Raw genomic sequence first — 15821 nt, 5'->3', positions numbered from 1 at the left:
CCTGTTAAGCGTCAAGGCAAGCAAGGACGGGAAGGCCAAGGTCCGAGCCCAACACAACAGGAGGCAGTCATGGCGGCCATTACGAAGTCGACCGATTCGTCCAGCCTCGCGGAAGTGATCAGCATCATCTTGGACAAGGGCATCGTGATCGATGTGTGGGCCACGGTTTCCCTGGTGGGCATCCAGATCCTCTCGGTGGAGGCGCGTGTGGTCATCGCCTCGGTCGAGACGTACCTGAAGTACGCGGCGGCGATTGGCCTCACGGCGACCAGCAGCGCCCTCCACGAGGGCAAGAACGCGGCCCTGCCGATGCCGGCCCCGGCGATGGCGGCGGCTGGCGTGCCCGCCGCGGCGATGGGCGTGTAGCGCGAACAACCCCTCTCAACACGTGAAGGAGTCCAGGAGATGATGAGCGCTCAGGCAGGAGGCACGTATCTCTATGCCGTACTCGCCGGCCCGGAAGGGGCCGGGGAGACGGAGTTGAACGGTATCGAGGGAGGCGCGGTCTACCGCATCATCGCGGGCGACATCTCGGCGGTGGTGGGCCGTGTGAGCCGTGCGCGCCTCCGGCCTGAGCGCAAGCATCTCCTGGCGCATCAAGCGGTGCTGCGGCGGTTGATGGAGCACACGACCGTGTTGCCGGCGGCGTTCGGTCTCGTCGCCCGGAGTGACGAGGCCGTGCGCAACCGGTTGCTGGAGAACCAGGACCTGTTCCGGGAGCAGCTCGCCCACGTCGCGGGCAAGGTGGAGATGGGGCTCAAGGTGCGCTGGAGCACCCCGAACCTCTTCGACTACTTCGTCGCCTCGCACCCGGAGCTGGGGGCCGCGAGGGACCGCATGAAGGGCCGCCACGACATCGGCCGCGAGGAGCTCATCGAGGTGGGCAAGCTGTTCGAGAACCTCCGCGAAGCCGATCGGCAGGCGCACGCCGAGCGGGTGTCGGCGGTGCTCCGGGAGCGGGGCGTCGAGCTGAAGTGGAACCCGGTGCGTGGGGAGACCGAGGTGATGAACCTCTCGTGTCTGGTGCCACGCGAGGAATTGGATGCCTTCGAGAAGCGGGTCGAAGCCGCAGCGGAGGGCTTCGATGATCATTTCACCTTCGAGTTCAACGGGCCGTGGGCGCCGCACAGCTTCACGGAGCTGAAGCTCCCGGCCACGTCCGCGCAGGAGTGACGATGCTACTCATTGATGACCTCTTGTTCGCGCCGCTCCATGGCCTGCTCTGGGTCGCCCGGAAGGTCGACGAGGCCATGGGCCAGGAGCAGGAGCAGGAAGAGGAGCTGCTCAAGGCGCGGCTGCGGGAGCTGTATCTCCAGCTCGAGTCCGGGCAGCTCGCGGAGGAGGAGTTCGAGGCGCAGGAGGCTGAGCTGTTGGATCGGCTCGAGGCCATCCTCGCGAGCCAGGAGGCGGCCGAGGCCGCCGAGGACGAGGAAGAGAGGGCGGCGTGAAGCTGGCACTGGAGGGGCTCGGAGACGAGGCACTGCTCGACGAGTCCGAATCCCTGTCGCTCTGTGAGGCGCTCGACCGGGTGCTGCACAAGGGCGTGGCGCTGCGCGGAGACATCGTGCTGTCGGTGGCGGACGTGGACCTCGTCTACCTGGGCCTGCAACTCGTCCTGTGCTCGACGGACACGGCCCGGCGCGCGGGGCTCGTGGGCGGAGGCAGGAGATGAGCACCGTGGAAGCCGGGCTCGAGGCGGTGTTGCGGAAGCAGAGCACCGCGCCCGCGCGGAGGCTCTCGCTGGACGAGGGCAAGTTGAAGAACGGGCTCGGGCAACTGGTGCTCACCCTGGTGAGGCTGTTGCACGAGCTGCTCGAGAAGCAGGCCATCCGCCGCATGGAGGGTGGCTCGCTGAGTGACGAGGAAATCGAAAGACTGGGGACGGCCCTGATGCGTCAGGCGGAGGAGCTCGAGCGGCTCCGCCTGGAGTTCGGGCTGACGGAGGAAGACCTCAACCTGGACCTGGGCCCGCTCGGCCGGCTGCTGTGAGGAGCACGCATGACGTCACAACGCATCGTCCAGGGCCCTTGCACCGCCACGCTCGCGGATGTGTTGGATCGCGTCCTCGACAAGGGATTGGTGGTCGCGGGCGATATCAAGATCAAGCTGCTCGACGTGGAGCTGCTCACCATCCAGGTGCGGCTGGTGGTGTGCTCGGTGGAGAAGGCCACCGAGATGGGAATGGATTTCTGGAAACCGCCTCCAGCCCTGCCGGCGGGGGGAGCCGAAGAGCTCGCCCGCCGGGTGGCGGAACTGGAGGCGGTGGTGGCGAAGCGGGAAGGGGGAGAGCCGTCGCGTTAGCGGCGGAACCACTTCTGGTTCGCGGTGCCGCCGCACTCCCAGAGCTGGAGCCGGGCGCCGCTGGCCGGGTTCCAGTCCTTGATGTCCACGCACTTGTTGGCCTGCGGGTTCACGAGGTCCCCCGCGCCGCTCAGCACGAACTGCTGGGCGGGGTTGCCATTGCAGGAGACGAGCTGGATGACCGCGCCGTTGTCACGCGAGCCCCAGGCCACACATCCATGCACTTGCCGAGCGCCCGGACGGTGCCATCATCCCGCGCGCATGAGCGATACGAACGGTGGTGGCCGCAAGTCATCCACGGACGAGGTCCGGCTCGAGCTCGTGGATCTGCGCGAGCGTCTCGCGGCCACCTCGGATGCCGGCCGTCCGGACGCGGTGATCGACCCCGCGGAGACGCGCTCCTGGATTCCGCGGGGACCGCGGTCCGTCCCACGGCCGGTGCGCGAGGGGCGGCGCCGGTTCATCGACACCTGGTAGCGCCGAGGGCATACGTTCATGCGAAACCCATCATCCCATCCCATCCACCCCGAGTTGCAGTCGTCCGTCCGCTGGATTCCGGGTGTTTCTTTCAATCGTTTCCTGCTGCCCATCATCCGGCGTCTCATCCTTCTCAGGACGCACAGCCCGGAGGGCGTCACCGTCGAGAACGTCTGGATTCCTGGCCCGGCGGGTGCTCCCAGCGTCCGCGTCCGGAAGTACGAGCCCGCCCAGCGTGCTCAGGGCAGCGCGGCCCTCCTGTGGATCCACGGGGGTGGGTACGTCATCGGCAGGCCCGAGCAGTCGGACGAGGTCTGCGGCCGTTTCGCCCGGGAGCTCGGCATCCTGGTGATCGCCGTGGACTACCGGCTCGCTCCCGAGCACCCGTTCCCGGCACCGCTGGAGGACTGTTACGCGGCGCTCGCGTGGATGCACTCGCACGCGGGTGAGTTGAAGATCGATCCGGACCGGCTCGCCATCGGCGGAGACAGCGCCGGGGGTGGCCTGGCGGCGGCGCTGGCGCAGATCACCCGCGACCGGAAGCGGATCAAGCCCGTGTTCCAGTTGCTGCTGTACCCGATGCTGGATGACCGGACCACCACCCGCGCGGACCACAAGGGCACCGGGAAGCACATCTGGACGCCGGACAGCAACGTCTTCGGGTGGACCAGCTATCTGGCTCAAAAGCCCGGAGGCCCCAGCGCTCCGAAGTATGCCGTGCCCGCGCGGATGGAGGACCTGGCGGGACTGCCGCCCGCCTGGATCGGCACCGGGACGCTGGACCTGTTCTACGAGGAGGACGTCGAGTACGCCCGCCGTCTCCAGGCCAGTGGCGTTCCCTGTGTGCTGGATGAGGTCCCCGGTGCCTACCACGCCTTCGAGGCCATCGCCGGGGATGCCACCATCTCGCGGGAGTTCATCGCCCGGCAGGTCTCCGCCCTGAAGCGGGCCCTCGCGGGTTAGAGCCCGGCCACCTTGGCGGAGCTGGCCACCGAGTAGGTGAAGGCCAGCTCCTGTTGCGAGCGGGGTGGGGCGGCCAGCTCGAAGCGGACGATGCCGTCCTCGCTCACCTTCGCGGGGGCGGGCTTCGTCTGCTCCTGCAGCAGCTTCACCTCCACGGCCTCCACCTCGGAGACGGGCATGCGCTCCTCGAGCACCACCTTCTCGGCGCGGGGGCCGGTGTTGGAGAGGAACAGCTTCACCTGGTGCGTCCGCGTGCGCTTGCCGGTGATGCGCTGGGTGTCCTGCTTCGAGTCCACCAGCCGCGCGATGCGCAGGGTGTCCTCGCTGCCGAAGCCCAGCTTGAGCTTCTCGCCCACGCCGGTGAACTTGAGCTGCGAGCGGCCCACGTAGCCACTCGAGCGCACCAGGTCCACCGGGCCCGCCAGCAGCACCGCCGGGCCCCGGTTGTCGAAGCGCGCCACCCGGTGCACCAGTGGCGAGTGCTCCGGGTAGCCGATGAGCTCGGACGCCGCCGGAGCGCTGAACTGGAAGAGCGGCACCCGGTGCGGCGCTCCGTCACTGGGCACCGTCACCCGGTGGGCCGCCCGGAGCGTCAGGGCCTCTCCGCCATCGTCCAGGCCCGGCATGGATTCCGTCTGGCTGGCGCCCCCCTCGCCGGTGGTCTGGATGACCTCCTCGCGGATGCTTACCTCCAGCGTGTGCTTCTCCTGCTCGCTCTTGTCGCGCAGCCGCAGCCAGTCCTCCACCAGCCGAGGCGGCGTGGCGCCCAGGGTCGGCCGCGCCGTGGAGAACAGCAGCTCCACGTCCTTCCACTCCTCCTCCGTGCGCTGCCACACCACGGCCTCGCACTCGAGCGTCACCGCCTCACCGCCCTCGGCCGGAGCCAGGGTGGCGCGGTACGCCGGCCGCCACACGGCGCAGGGCACCAGGTACGTCACGCGCAGGGACACCGTCCCGCCCGCGGGGTGGTTCGCCTCCAGCTCCGCCGCGGTGACGAGCTGCTGCTCCGGCTGCTCGCTCTGGAGGAGCGCCGCCCGGGCCTCCACCAGCCGCCGCCCCGTCTCCTCCACGTGGCTGTGTGCCCTCTGGAGCGCATCCTCGGCCGAGGCCGTTTCCTTGCGCAGCGTCGCGAGCTGCTCGTGCCAGGACTCCGGCTTCGCCCGGCCGGCGCCCGACAGCTCGGCGATGGCCCGCAGCACGTCCTCGCGGGCCACGTGCACCACTTCCATCCGGGCCCGCAGCCGCTGCACGTCCACCTGCGCGCGCTTCCACTCGGCCTCCAGGTCCTCCACGCGGCGGCGCAGCTCCGTCCACTGCGCCCGCGCGCTCTCACCGCGTGGCTTCTCCTTCCACGTGCGGCTCACGCGCGCCTGCGCCACGGTACCTCCCGTGAGCTGGGCCTGGAGCGAACGGTCCACCGCGAGCGGAGAGAGTCCCTCCACACGCAGCCGCTGCGGTCCGGCGGGCAGCACCACGTCCGCGCGGCGCTCCACCAGCGCGCGATCCTCGAGGACGGTCACCTTGACGATGGGGAGATGGATGGGGTTGCTCATCACGTCCTCCGGTTGCCGCCCACGAGCATCTTGCTCGAGGGAATCCGTACGGCCCACGTCGCGTTCAGCGTCTGCGCTTCACCCGGTTGCAGCGTCACCTTCCACGCCCGCTCGCCCTCCACGGGTGTTTCTCCGGGCAGGAGTGCGCGTTTGCTCCAGGCGGGTTTCACCTCGGCCTCGTCCACCTTGATGTCCTTCTCCGCCGCGGAGGGCACCGCGGGCACCCGCTCCAGGACCTCCACGGTGACACGCTGCGCGGTCCGGTTGGCCAGCTCGACGCAGACGTGGTGGGTGAGCACGTTGGCGCCGCCGAACACGCCGCCAGAGGCCTCGTCGAAGCGCGTGTTGCGCGACACCTTGATGGACTCCTCGACGCCCAGCCCCAGCCGCTGCGTGGCGCCGGGGGCGAGCGTGGGCAGGGGAGACGTCATGAGGAACTCGTCGCCGAGGGTGATGTCCACCGGGCCGGCGAGCAGCGCGTGGGGCGTGCGGTTCTCCACCTTCACGGTGCGGAAGGCGCGCGGCTCCATCGAGGGCACGCAGATGTACTCGGCGCTCAGTCCCACGGGGGCGGAGAAGACGGGCACGGTGTGCCACACGCCGTCCGAGGGTACGTCGACGCGCGTCTCCACGTCGAAGCGGTAGTCGAAGTGCGGCGTGGACTGGCGCGGCGGCACGGACCAGGCCGGGAGCGGTGTGTACTGCACCGAGGCCGCCGTCTGCTCGTACCGGGCCACGAGCGCGAAGACGTCCACGCGCACGTGCACGCCCAGCAGCATCAGCAGCTCCCGGGACTTGTCCTCGGACAGGGGCTGCAAACGCCCGCGCTGCCCGGGCTGGTCCACGCCTTCGAGCTCCAGGCTGCCGTAGTCGAGCAGATCCACCGCCGGCTCCAGGCCGGTGGGCCGGGCGCGGGTCTCCGGCAGGCCGCCGCCGCCACCGCCGCCCAGGCTGTCCAGGTCCTGCGCACCGTACCCGTCCGAGTCCTCGAACGCCTCGGCCGGCGCCTCCTCCTTCATCATCTCCACTTCGTCGGCGACCACACGGCGCTTCATGAGGTTCGCGCTCTTCATCTTGGGAGCCGCGAGTGCGGCTCCGGGGGCCGACGGACGGGGCGGGGGAGGGGGGCCTCCCGCGCGGAAGGAGGAGCCGGTGGGGGGCTCTTCCGCGAGCATGGGGGCCGCCTTCATGGGCGCGGACACGGAAGGCATGGACTGGGACGCGCGCATCGGCATGGGTGGCGCCGCCGCGGCTCCCTCCATCAGCAGCGCGCCTTGTGCCATGGGCTCCTCGGCGGGGGCGGCCATGACGTGCTCGCGCGACCTGCGCTCCAGCCTGGGCTCGGGACGCGAGGGTTTCTGGGGCAGGGCGGTGTCGTAGCCGGCGAACAGCTCGTCGAGCCCCGGGGGCGGTTCACGCCAGCCCGAGCGGGCCGGAGGTGGCTGGCGCCTGCCGATGCGCAGGGCCTTCAGCTCCGGCACATCGGCGCGCCGCTCCAGGTTCGCGGTGGAGAGGGCCAGCCGCACGTTGCTCCAGTCCTCACCGGTGCGCTGGATGATGGAGGCGCGCATGCGCAGCGTGCCTCCGTCGAGCGTCCGAGGCATCCGCAGGTCGTAGCCCGGCACCCAGCGGGCACCGTACACCGCGTACTCGAGCGCGAGCTGCGCGGCCTCGTCCGCCGGGTCCGTCTCGGAGAGGGTGATGATGGCGGCCCGGTAGAGTTGGGCACGCTGGCCACGCACCGCGGATGAGCCCTCCTCCAGCCTCCGCTGACGCAGCTCCACTTCCTCGGTCGCATCGCGCTGCTGGCGCTCCAGCTCGAGCTGCCGGGTGTGCAGCGCGGCGAGCTCGGAATCGAGGAAGCCCGCGAGCGAGAGGATGGCGGTGAGGGCGGACTCACGCGGCTCGTGCGGCTCGTCCTTCTTCCGGGGCGGGAAGGAGGGCTTGAGCTTCTGGAGGGTCGAGACCTCCTGCCGCAACCGCACCAGCTCGGAGGAGAGGGTGTTGAGCTGCTCCTTGGCCTCCTCCAGGGCGCGTTGTTCGGCGGGGAGGTCCGTCTCCGGGGGCAGCCGGACGTCGTAGACGGGGCGGATGTCCCGCACGCGGAGGCCCTGAGGACCCTTCAGCACGGCGGCCCGGAGCGAGCCGGTGCGCAGTCCAAGCGGCAGACCTTCGATGCGCACCTGTGTGGGAAGCCGGCCGTTGTCGGACGGCACCGCGGCCAGGCGCGTGCAGAGCGCGCCCTCGGCATGCACGGTGACGGCATCCAGCGTGGACGGTACGACGACCATCGAAGCCCCCTCAGTCGAGATTGCACGCGGAGGCTAGCCGGGATGAGGGGGGAGCGCGAGCCCTGGCGAGGTGGGGACGGAGTACGGGACCGTGTTGCTGTCCGTGCGTCTCATGCACCGCGTTGTTGACGCACTGGTGCCACCTCCCTAGGTTGATACCGGGGTGGGCATGTGGGGCACACCTAGCGCCTGGTGAGGGGTCTCGTGGGCATCAAAATGTTGCAGGTGAAGGGCTTCAGGTCCCTGAAGGATGTGACGTGGGAACCGGGCCGGCTCAATGTCCTCATCGGCCCCAATGGTTCAGGGAAATCCAATCTGTTGCGCGCTCTTTCCCTGCTCCAGAACGCTGCCAGGGGTGATCTGCCGCAAGAGATCCTCCGCCAGGGAGGAGTTACTCCCCTTTTATGGGATGGAGATGCGCGAGCAATCTCCTGGGGCGTCGTGGTGGAGCCCGACCTCAACCGCATGATGCAACAGGTTCTGGGGGCCCCCATCCCGTTGAACTATGAGCTTCGACTCAGCCGTCTTGGGGAGACGAGTTCCTACCGGATTGGGCTCGAGAGACTGCGGGGCCTTGACGTTCTTCTGGAGCGTGACTCCAGCCATGCGTCCACTATCGATTCGGTAGGGCAGCTGCGTACGGCACAGCCGGGAACCCTCAAAGAGGAGCAGACGCTTCTTTCGAGTTTCAGCCTCCCTTTCGATTCCCCCCTGGTCGTCTTTTTCCGGGACATTTTGCTGGGCTGGTCCATCTACCACGACCTCCGAGTCGACCAGCAGGCTCCACTCCGTCAGGCGGCCGTAGCCCGAGTGGATGAGCGAATCGCTCCCGATGGGCAGAATCTCATCCCCGTACTCCATACGCTCTACACCGGAAATCGGGAGTTCAAGCGCTCGCTGGATGCGGCGATGCGTGCTGCTTTCGGGAGCGACTACGAGGAATTGGTCTTTCCTCCAGCGGCGGATCAGCGCGTCCAACTCCGGCTGCGTTGGCGGTCGCTCAAGACGGAACAATCCGCGGCGAATCTGTCTGATGGGACGCTTCGTTTCCTCCTGCTCGTCGCTATTTTCAGCAGCCCGAATCCGGGAAGCCTGATCGCGGTGGACGAACCCGAGACCGGGTTGCACCCGAGCATGTTGCCTATTGTTGCCGAACTCGCCGCGGAGGCCTCGCAGCGGACGCAGGTGATTCTCTCGACACACTCGGCCGATCTGCTCGATGCCTTCTCCGAGGTTGAGCTGCCCACCACGACTGTCGTGAACGTCTCTGAGGGAGAGACCCGCCTCTCCGTGCTCGACGGAGAGGAGTTGCGCCGGTGGACGGAGCAGTACCGTCTGGGCGCGCTCATGCGGTCGGGTGAGCTCGAGGGCCTGGCATGAAGTTCGTCCTCTTCGTGGAAGGCTACACCGAGCGAAAGGCCCTCCCTGAATTTTTGAAGCGATGGTTGGATGCGCAGCTCCCTCGCAAGGTAGGGATCAAGGTCGTCCGCTTCGAAGGCTGGAGCCATTACCGTGACGACATTGCCAAGAAGGTCGCGCTCAACCTGGGCGGTAAGTTGGGGGGCGACGTCATCGCGGGAATCGGACTGCTCGATCTCTACGGGCCGACGTTCTACCCGGACGACAAGACAAATGCGGTGGCGCGGTATGAGTGGGCGAAGTCCTGGCTCGAAAAGCAGGTGGACCATCCCCGGTTCCGACAGCACTTCGCTGTTCATGAAACGGAGGCATGGTTATTGGCGGAGCCGAGGATCCTGCCAGGTGCTGTGAGCAAGGCTTTGCCGGGGAAGTGCAACCAACCGGAGTCGGTGAATTTCAACGAACCGCCTGCGAAGCTCTTGGAGCGCCTGTACAAGGAGAAGCTGGGCAAGTCCTACAAGAAGGTCATTGATGGGGCGAATCTCTTCGCGGAGCTGTCGCCCGATGTGGCGCAAACGAAGTGCCCGTACCTGCGCCGGTTGTTACAAGACATGTTGATGCTGGCACAGGCCGCCATGACGTGATGGGCGCATGGTGATTCAGTGAGGCGCCTGCTCGAGACGGGAACTGTCTCCGAGCGCTGGGAGTACGAGGAGGCGTGCCTGGCGAGTTGATGGCACGCCGTGCCATCGCTACTTCAGCACCCCGAGCGCTTCGAGCCGGTCGAAGAGCTCCTCCCGGCGCGGACGTGGGGGCGGGTGGGCCGCGAGGAAGGACTCGATGGTCCGCACCTCGTCGAAGCGCCAGGTGAAGCCGGTGGCCTCCTTGAAGGCCCGCGCGTCCACCACGATGGGGTACTGCAGGTGGTAGAGCGCCCCGGGCGGCAGCTGCGGCAGCCCGAAGCGGCCGATGAGCTGACGCAGCACCACCATCGGCAGCGGCACGGGCTGGCGCTGGGCCTGCCGGATGATGACGGACAGCGGCAGTGGCTGCGGGCCCGCCACGTTGAACACACCCCGCGCCCGCTTCTCCACCGTGAGCGCGATGGCCGACGCCACGTCGTCCTCGTGCAGGAATTGGAAGAGCGGATCATACCCCGCCACCATGGGCACCCGCCGGCCGCGCAGGAAGGTGGCCAGCGTGCCCTGCGCCGACGGCCCCAGCGAGTAGCACACGCGCAGCACCGACGTGGTCAGCTCCGGGTAGCGCCACAGCGCCGTCGAGGCGTACAGGTCCGCCGCCACCAGGTCCGCCAGCTCCGGGAAGGAGGCCAGCTCCTTCGGCGGCTCGTCCTCCGTGTGGTACAGCGCCGAGTCCGGTGCCGCTCCGTAGAAGGTGTGCCGCCCCACGAAGACGGCGTGCTTCACCCCGTACTCCCGGCAGTGCTCGAACACCACCCGCGTGCCGCCCAGGTTGATGCGGTGGCGCTCCTCGCCCTGCACGCGCAGCGACGTCACCGTGGCCATGTGCACCACCGCCTCGGGCCGCCGCGTCCGGAACACGTCCTCCGCCGGCCGCTTGCGCAGGTCCACGTCGTGCACCTCGATGTCCGCCGGCGCGTCCTCCCACGGCCGCGTGTCGATGCCGAACACCGTGTGTCCCTGCTCCCGCAGCTGCAGCGCCACGCGCCGGGCCACCGCTCCGCCAATTCCCAGGATGAGGACCCTCATGACTCCACGCCCTTCCAGCGCTCGTGACGGCGCCGCTCGACGATGCCCGCGATGCGTTCCTTCACCTGCTCCACATACCCCTGGATGACCGTGTCCTCCTCGTTGCCCGTGCCCTCGAACACCATGGGCTCGCCATAGTGGATCTCCAGCGGCACCGGAAGCGGCAGCGGCAGCACGTACGGGGTGACGGGCACGTAGGGCATTCCGAGCACCTTGCCCAGTCCGTACAGGTTGGCCACCGTGGGGATGGCCGCTCCGCCTCCCAGGAAGCCGAAGGGGATGATGGGCGTGCGCGTCTTGAGCGCCAGGCGCATGAAGCCCGTGCCGAAGTCCACCAGGTCATAGCGCTGCGGGTAGAGCTTCGCGGTGCCGCGCGCGCCCTCGGGGAAGATCATCAACAGCCGATCCTCCTCCAGCAGGCGCACGGCGTGCTCGGGCAGGCCGGGGAACTGGCCGCAGCGGCTGGCCCACGTGGAGGCCACCGGCGTGGCGTTGATGAACTTCTCCGCCATGCCCTGCGCCAGCCGCGGCGGCTCCATCTCCAGGAAGCACGAGGTGACGACCATCGCCCCGTCCACCGCCACGCCTCCCGAGTGGTTGCCCACCACCATGGCCCTCCCGCGCGCCGGAATGTGCTCGATGCCGTGGCAGCGCACCCGGAAGTAGCTCCGGTAGAAGAAGCTCATCGTCTCGAAGATGACGCGCAGGTGCCACTTGGACACCCCGTACGGGTCCACCCCGTACGCGTTGAATGGCAGCTCCAGCCGCTCCAGCCGCTCCTTCACCGATTCCGCTCGCTTCACGCCTTCTCCCCCTCCCGGGACACGGCCCGCCATCGTGTCAGATCCGCCCCGCTCCCGGGGGGATGTGTCGCGCCGTCCTCGCACTCCGGGTCCGTCTCCGCGACCCACCTACCCTTACCTTGTGTTTTCGTTGAAAAGTTAATTTCATTGGAACTACCAGAAGGTCAGGAATATCAGGCCCTCCCGTTATTTGAAGGAAGCAGAGTTTTCCGGAAGAGCCGCGAGCAGGGAGGGTGGACATGAAGAAGACGATCCGTTCGATGAGCGCCTGGATGGTGCTGTTGCTGGCGCTGGCCCTTCCGGCGATGGCCGAGGCCCATGGGGCCCGGGATGTGAAGGTGGAGCGGCGGGAGTTCCCGGTGCGGCTCGCCGACGGCCAGCGGTACACGGTGGTGGGCTACCTCTACTACCAGGGCAGCTTGAAGAACCGCCCGGTGCAGATCCTCACCCATGGCATCACCTACAACCATGGGTACTGGGACCTGCCGGAGGTGGACGGCCAGGAGTACTCGTATGCGCGGTACATGGCGCGGCGGCACTACGCGGTGCTCGCGTTGGACCTGCCGGGCACGGGCGAGAGCGACCGGCTGGACGGGGACGTACTGGACCTGGCGGAGTCGGCGAGCGCCCTGCACCAGGTGGCGCGGTACCTCCGGGCCACGGCGGAGAAGAACACCTTCGAGACGCTCATCTACGTGGGGCACTCCAACGGGGCGCTCATCTCCACCTTCGCGCAGGCGCAGTATGGCGACGCGCAGGCGGTGGTGAACACGGGCTGGCTGAACACCGCGCACGCGGTGCCGGTGGATCCGAGCGTGCTCCTGGGTTTTCTCGAGCAGGGCCCCTACATCCGCATCCCCGGGGAGTTGCGCGGCGCGCTCTTCTACGCCCCGGAGTACTCCAATCCGGAGCTGGTGGCCTACGACAACGAGACGGCGGACACGGTGACGCGCGGCCAGTACCTGGGCCTGCTGAGCATGCTGGGCTCGCCGGAGTCCATTCCGGCCGCGGACATCCGGGTGCCGGTGATGGTGCAGCTGGGGGACAGGGATCTGGTGGCGTCGGCCTCCTACGCCCAGGCCGAGGCGAAGATGTACCCGCGCGCCCGCTCGGTGTGGGTGGACACGCTCGTCAACACCGGGCACGTCTTCAACGGCCACTACGGCAAGGAGCGCGGCTGGTCGGCGATCGACCTGTGGCTGCGCCTCGTGGTGCGCTGAGGCTCGGGACGCGCGCTGAGGCTCAGGAGGCGGAGGTGAGCTCGCCCAGGAGGCGCGCGACCTCCGCCGCGGCGGCCTCGGGACGCAGGCTGGTGTCGGAGATGCCGGCCACCACGCGGGTGATGTTGTGGTCCACCGTGCCCGGCCGGGCCCACACGCGGGCCCGTGGCGCGGTGACGTAGGCGGAGAAGCTGTGGTGCCCGGAGCCGGGGCGCTCGCCCACGACGTGGATGAGCGCGCGAGGCCCACCCGCCGCCGCGTCCCCGAAGAGGAGCTCCCCCGCGCGGTAGCCGGCCCGCACGCGCCCCAGGGACAGCACGAGGTGCTCGGGCGCCACCCGGTGTCCGGCGGCCTCGAGCCGGGAGCGCAGCGCGGTGAGGAAGGGCCGCAGGTGGCCCTCGTCCATGAGCGAGCGCGCGTCCAGTCCGTCCGAGATGACGAGCTGCACGTCATACCGGCCCGCGTGGCGCGAGCGCAGGGACTCCAGCACGCGCTCGGAGGCGGGCTCGAGCTGCTCGCCGGAGGGCGGGTGGAGGATGTAGTCGCGCCGGGCGGTGGCGCGGGTGCGCAGGGGCACGGCGTCGGGAAGCGACGCGATGAAGTCCGGGGTGAGGTCGGACCAGAGGCCGACCTTCGCGTCGTCGTAGAGGCGGCGCAGCTCGGCGTCCAGCGAGGGCTCCAGGTCCCACGGGTGCTCGCCATGGCCCACGGCGAGCGGCACGCCACGGGCGCGCACCTCGGCCATCTGCCGCGCGGCCTCGGCGAGCACGTCCGCGTCCGGGCGCGTGTCGCCCTTGTGGCGGCGGTACTGGAGGTACACCCAGGCCGGGTCCCCGAAGTGCCCGGTGGGGCGGCCCTCCGCGTCGATGACGCCGAGCCGCTGGAAGAAGGCCCACATCCGGTCATCCACCTTGTAGCCGGACTGCTCGCGCAGGCGGACGTGATCCTGGAAGCCCGTGGTCAGGTAGCTGAGCATCGGATCATTCCGGGTGGGAAGCGCCATGAGGTAGCCGGGGTTGGCCGGCATGAGCTGCTCCAGGCACCAGCCCAGGTCATCCAGCGACACGTCCATGTGCAGGGTGGAGCAGACGTCCAGGCCGATCGTCAGGCCGTGCAGCTTGCCCATGACGATGTCCTCGAGGCAGCAGCGCACGAGCTGCTCTCGGGTGCGGAACACCTCGGGGCCGATGAAGCCGGCCACGTCGTTGACGATGACGTGCGGAGCGGGCTCGCGGCCGGCGCGGGCCTGCGCGGCGGCGATGCGCTGGGTGAGGGCGCGCGAGAAGCCGTACTTGCGCGACTCGTGCACCACCATGTCCACCCCGGCGGCGTGGCCGTTGGTGGCGTCGGCGCCCTGGCCCGTCTCGAAGTACATGCCCCAGCGCCCGGTGCGCGCCGCGGCGTGCGTCTCCATCTTCTCCAGGGTGACGTCGAAGGTGCGGTTGGCGGCCTCGGTGCTGCCCAGGCTCTGGAACCAGATGCCCGTGGTGCCCGGCTGCATGGCCTCCACCACCGCCTGCACGTCCACGTGCGCGAGCACGCAGTGCGGCATCACGTCCTTCAGCCCGAACGTCACCAGGATGTCGTGCAGGGCGGACTCCACGGCGGCCACGGACTCGGGCGCCGAGGACACCGGGTTGGTGCCGAGCACCACGTCGCCCAGGGCGAAGCTCCAGCCGTTGAAGACCTGCCAGCGGATGTCGTCCGGATGGTCCGTGGGCGAGTTGGGCTGGATGCGCGCGCCCAGGTACCCCTTCGCGCCCACCTTGCTACCGGGGAGCGGGTTGAAGACCTTGCGGCCCACGGCGGCGAGCTCCTCGTTGCTCATCAGCTTCACCACGCAGCCGATGACGTCGCTGCTCAGCCCGCCCTTGAACTCGTGGATGTCCGCCTCGCTCGCGGACAGCAGGAAGGCCTTGAGCTCGCCGAGCGTCCAGCTCGCGGTGCGCGCCTGGGCCTCCGTGTCGAGCGCTCCCTGCATGTACGAGTACAGCCGCTCCTCGATGAGCGGGTACGCGTCCAGGTCGCCGATGCGCGTGCGCGCGAGCAACTCCCGGGCGTTGCGGCGGGACGCCTCGTCGGCCGCGGCGACGCCGATGGCCGCGTCCCCCTCCTTGAGCTCGTTCGCCGCGCCCACCACCTGCTGGTACAGCCGGGGCTCGAAGGCACCGCGGACGCGCCGCACGTAGGCGAACACGTCCTCGCCGGGGAGCAGGCTGGGGATGGAGACGCGGGCCGGGGCGCTCTCGTGGGAACGGGCGGCCTCCGGGTTGGCGCCGGGGATCGGGGCAGCGGGGAGCGGCTCGGAGTGCTCCTCGCGGGGCTGCGTCAGGCTTTCCGCCATGGTGAGCTCACCTCGGGGGGAAGAGGCTAGTGCCGCCCCGGCCGGGTGTCACGGGGGGCCCCGTCCAACGCGGAGGACCCCCCGTCGAATTTCAGCGGTTTTCCCCGGCCTGGGCGCGCAACTGCTCCAGGTAGAAGGCCACCACCACCAGCGAGTGGGTGATGGCCCCACCCAGGATGAGCTGGGGCACCGCCGAGCGGGGGTGCAGCTCCACGGCGATGTCCTCGCCCGCGTCCTGCTTGCCCTCGTGCTGCTTCACGCAGTCGAGCGCCAGGAAGCTGTGGCACACGTTGTTCTGGATGGCGGGGTTGGGGTGCACCTGGCCGAGCCTCACCACGCGGCCCGGCACGTACCCCGTCTCCTCCTCCAGCTCGCGCGCGGCGGCCGCCCCGGGGTCCTCTCCGGGCTCCACCAGGCCGCCGGGAATCTCCAGCGTCGTCTCCTGGGTGCCGAAGCGGAACTGGCGGATGAGCACGAGCTGGTCGTCCTTCGTCACCGCGATGACGTTCACCCAGTCGGCGCTGTCGATGACGACGCGGGGATGCTCGTGGCCGGTGCGAGGGTCGGCCACCATGTCCTGGCGCACCTTGAGGACGCGGTAGTCGTACTCCAGGCCCCGGCGCAGGCGGGGCCACGGTTTGATGGAGCTCATCGGCTCAAGAGCTATCGATAAATCCCGGGGATGGGCAAGGCGGGTGATCCAGAAATGGGTAGGAGCAGCGCGGCCCGACTCCTGAGGTTCGGGCGCAGGAGTTACTGATGAAGTAGGTAGAGGGGGTG

At 69.1% G+C, this 15821-nt stretch carries 18 protein-coding genes; 11 read left to right on the top strand and 7 right to left on the bottom strand.

What is annotated here, in order from left to right:
• Positions 1 to 69 precede the first annotated feature (69 nt).
• Genes gvpJ through AC16DP_RS47900 form a run of 6 tightly spaced genes read left to right on the top strand, consistent with a single transcriptional unit; the run spans position 70 to position 2301 of the window.
• Positions 70 to 366, top strand: coding sequence for a gas vesicle protein GvpJ (gene gvpJ, locus AC16DP_RS47925; RefSeq protein WP_329735234.1), 297 nt, complete (start codon positions 70 to 72; stop codon positions 364 to 366).
• 39 nt (positions 367 to 405) lie between these two features.
• The gene (locus AC16DP_RS47920) at positions 406 to 1173 is read left to right on the top strand and encodes a GvpL/GvpF family gas vesicle protein (protein WP_329735233.1); all 768 of its coding nucleotides are present in this window, start codon (positions 406 to 408) and stop codon (positions 1171 to 1173) included.
• A gap of 2 nt (positions 1174 to 1175) precedes the next feature.
• A complete protein-coding gene (locus AC16DP_RS47915) occupies positions 1176 to 1448 on the top strand; it encodes a gas vesicle protein GvpG (RefSeq protein WP_329735232.1) in 273 nt (90 codons plus the stop codon).
• Positions 1445 to 1672: a gas vesicle protein gene (locus tag AC16DP_RS47910; protein ID WP_329735231.1), complete on the top strand. Its 228-nt coding sequence runs from the start codon at positions 1445 to 1447 to the stop codon at positions 1670 to 1672. The genes AC16DP_RS47915 and AC16DP_RS47910 overlap by 4 nt, the downstream gene beginning before the upstream one ends.
• A complete protein-coding gene (locus tag AC16DP_RS47905) occupies positions 1669 to 1989 on the top strand; it encodes a gas vesicle protein K (RefSeq protein ID WP_329735230.1) in 321 nt (106 codons plus the stop codon). Before AC16DP_RS47910 ends, AC16DP_RS47905 begins: the two co-directional genes overlap by 4 nt.
• A gap of 9 nt (positions 1990 to 1998) precedes the next feature.
• A complete protein-coding gene (locus AC16DP_RS47900; protein WP_329735229.1) occupies positions 1999 to 2301 on the top strand; it encodes a gas vesicle protein in 303 nt (100 codons plus the stop codon).
• Here the strand turns inward: AC16DP_RS47900 and AC16DP_RS47895 are convergent.
• Entirely contained in the window at positions 2298 to 2513 is a 216-nt protein-coding gene (locus AC16DP_RS47895) for an RICIN domain-containing protein (protein ID WP_329735228.1), read from the bottom strand. The two genes, AC16DP_RS47900 and AC16DP_RS47895, sit on opposite strands and share 4 nt — an antisense overlap.
• Positions 2514 to 2562: 49 nt before the next feature.
• Here AC16DP_RS47895 and AC16DP_RS47890 point away from each other — a divergent pair, with 49 nt between their 5' ends.
• Together AC16DP_RS47890 and AC16DP_RS47885 are read left to right on the top strand one after the other, a co-directional pair.
• Entirely contained in the window at positions 2563 to 2778 is a 216-nt protein-coding gene (locus AC16DP_RS47890; protein ID WP_329735227.1) for a hypothetical protein, read from the top strand.
• Between the two features lie 18 nt (positions 2779 to 2796).
• Positions 2797 to 3741, top strand: a complete 945-nt coding sequence (locus tag AC16DP_RS47885) for an alpha/beta hydrolase (protein WP_329735226.1) — start codon at positions 2797 to 2799, stop codon at positions 3739 to 3741.
• Here the strand turns inward: AC16DP_RS47885 and AC16DP_RS47880 are convergent.
• On the bottom strand, positions 3738 to 5294 hold the full coding sequence (locus AC16DP_RS47880) for a DUF4139 domain-containing protein (protein ID WP_329735225.1): 1557 nt from the start codon (positions 5292 to 5294) through the stop codon (positions 3738 to 3740). The two genes, AC16DP_RS47885 and AC16DP_RS47880, sit on opposite strands and share 4 nt — an antisense overlap.
• A complete protein-coding gene (locus AC16DP_RS47875) occupies positions 5294 to 7585 on the bottom strand; it encodes a DUF4139 domain-containing protein (RefSeq protein WP_329735224.1) in 2292 nt (763 codons plus the stop codon). The genes AC16DP_RS47880 and AC16DP_RS47875 overlap by 1 nt, the downstream gene beginning before the upstream one ends.
• Positions 7586 to 7789: 204 nt before the next feature.
• Here AC16DP_RS47875 and AC16DP_RS47870 point away from each other — a divergent pair, with 204 nt between their 5' ends.
• Both AC16DP_RS47870 and AC16DP_RS47865 read left to right on the top strand, forming a co-directional pair.
• Entirely contained in the window at positions 7790 to 8965 is a 1176-nt protein-coding gene (locus AC16DP_RS47870) for an AAA family ATPase (protein WP_329735223.1), read from the top strand.
• Positions 8962 to 9588 carry a DUF4276 family protein gene (locus AC16DP_RS47865; RefSeq protein ID WP_329735222.1) on the top strand — a complete coding sequence of 209 codons (627 nt, stop codon included), beginning with the start codon at positions 8962 to 8964 and terminating at the stop codon, positions 9586 to 9588. Before AC16DP_RS47870 ends, AC16DP_RS47865 begins: the two co-directional genes overlap by 4 nt.
• Before the next feature lie 108 nt (positions 9589 to 9696).
• Here the strand turns inward: AC16DP_RS47865 and AC16DP_RS47860 are convergent, their stop codons facing one another.
• Together AC16DP_RS47860 and AC16DP_RS47855 are read right to left on the bottom strand one after the other, a co-directional pair.
• Positions 9697 to 10674 (bottom strand): SDR family oxidoreductase, encoded by a 978-nt coding sequence (locus tag AC16DP_RS47860; protein WP_329735221.1) that lies wholly within the window; start codon positions 10672 to 10674, stop codon positions 9697 to 9699.
• The gene (locus tag AC16DP_RS47855) at positions 10671 to 11477 is read right to left on the bottom strand and encodes a lysophospholipid acyltransferase family protein (RefSeq protein ID WP_329735220.1); all 807 of its coding nucleotides are present in this window, start codon (positions 11475 to 11477) and stop codon (positions 10671 to 10673) included. Before AC16DP_RS47855 ends, AC16DP_RS47860 begins: the two co-directional genes overlap by 4 nt.
• Positions 11478 to 11716: 239 nt before the next feature.
• Between AC16DP_RS47855 and AC16DP_RS47850 the strand changes: the two genes are divergently transcribed.
• Complete coding sequence (locus AC16DP_RS47850; RefSeq protein WP_329735219.1) at positions 11717 to 12697, top strand: alpha/beta hydrolase; 981 nt, start codon at positions 11717 to 11719, stop codon at positions 12695 to 12697.
• 22 nt (positions 12698 to 12719) lie between these two features.
• Here AC16DP_RS47850 and eutB read toward each other — a convergent pair whose 3' ends face one another.
• A complete protein-coding gene (eutB, locus tag AC16DP_RS47845; RefSeq protein WP_329735218.1) occupies positions 12720 to 15041 on the bottom strand; it encodes an ethanolamine ammonia-lyase subunit EutB in 2322 nt (773 codons plus the stop codon).
• Positions 15042 to 15132: 91 nt separating this feature from the next.
• On the bottom strand, positions 15133 to 15693 hold the full coding sequence (locus AC16DP_RS47840; protein WP_329735217.1) for an NUDIX hydrolase: 561 nt from the start codon (positions 15691 to 15693) through the stop codon (positions 15133 to 15135).
• Between the last annotated feature and the right edge of the window lie 128 nt (positions 15694 to 15821).

The organism is Archangium sp. (genome assembly GCF_057119385.1).
This window is presented reverse-complemented; position numbering and strand designations above follow the sequence as displayed.

Excerpts from the sequence above, each read along its gene's own strand:
- gvpJ (WP_329735234.1), top strand. The coding sequence starts at position 70 with ATGGCGGCCATTACGAAGTCGACCGATTCGTCCAGCCTCGCGGAAGTG.
- AC16DP_RS47920 (WP_329735233.1), top strand. The coding sequence starts at position 406 with ATGATGAGCGCTCAGGCAGGAGGCACGTATCTCTATGCCGTACTCGCC.
- AC16DP_RS47915 (WP_329735232.1), top strand. The coding sequence starts at position 1,176 with ATGCTACTCATTGATGACCTCTTGTTCGCGCCGCTCCATGGCCTGCTC.
- AC16DP_RS47905 (WP_329735230.1), top strand. The coding sequence starts at position 1,669 with ATGAGCACCGTGGAAGCCGGGCTCGAGGCGGTGTTGCGGAAGCAGAGC.
- AC16DP_RS47900 (WP_329735229.1), top strand. The coding sequence starts at position 1,999 with ATGACGTCACAACGCATCGTCCAGGGCCCTTGCACCGCCACGCTCGCG.
- AC16DP_RS47890 (WP_329735227.1), top strand. The coding sequence starts at position 2,563 with ATGAGCGATACGAACGGTGGTGGCCGCAAGTCATCCACGGACGAGGTC.
- AC16DP_RS47885 (WP_329735226.1), top strand. The coding sequence starts at position 2,797 with ATGCGAAACCCATCATCCCATCCCATCCACCCCGAGTTGCAGTCGTCC.
- AC16DP_RS47880 (WP_329735225.1), bottom strand. The coding sequence starts at position 5,294 with ATGAGCAACCCCATCCATCTCCCCATCGTCAAGGTGACCGTCCTCGAG.
- AC16DP_RS47875 (WP_329735224.1), bottom strand. The coding sequence starts at position 7,585 with ATGGTCGTCGTACCGTCCACGCTGGATGCCGTCACCGTGCATGCCGAG.
- AC16DP_RS47865 (WP_329735222.1), top strand. The coding sequence starts at position 8,962 with ATGAAGTTCGTCCTCTTCGTGGAAGGCTACACCGAGCGAAAGGCCCTC.
- AC16DP_RS47860 (WP_329735221.1), bottom strand. The coding sequence starts at position 10,674 with ATGAGGGTCCTCATCCTGGGAATTGGCGGAGCGGTGGCCCGGCGCGTG.
- AC16DP_RS47850 (WP_329735219.1), top strand. The coding sequence starts at position 11,717 with ATGAAGAAGACGATCCGTTCGATGAGCGCCTGGATGGTGCTGTTGCTG.
- eutB (WP_329735218.1), bottom strand. The coding sequence starts at position 15,041 with ATGGCGGAAAGCCTGACGCAGCCCCGCGAGGAGCACTCCGAGCCGCTC.
- AC16DP_RS47840 (WP_329735217.1), bottom strand. The coding sequence starts at position 15,693 with ATGAGCTCCATCAAACCGTGGCCCCGCCTGCGCCGGGGCCTGGAGTAC.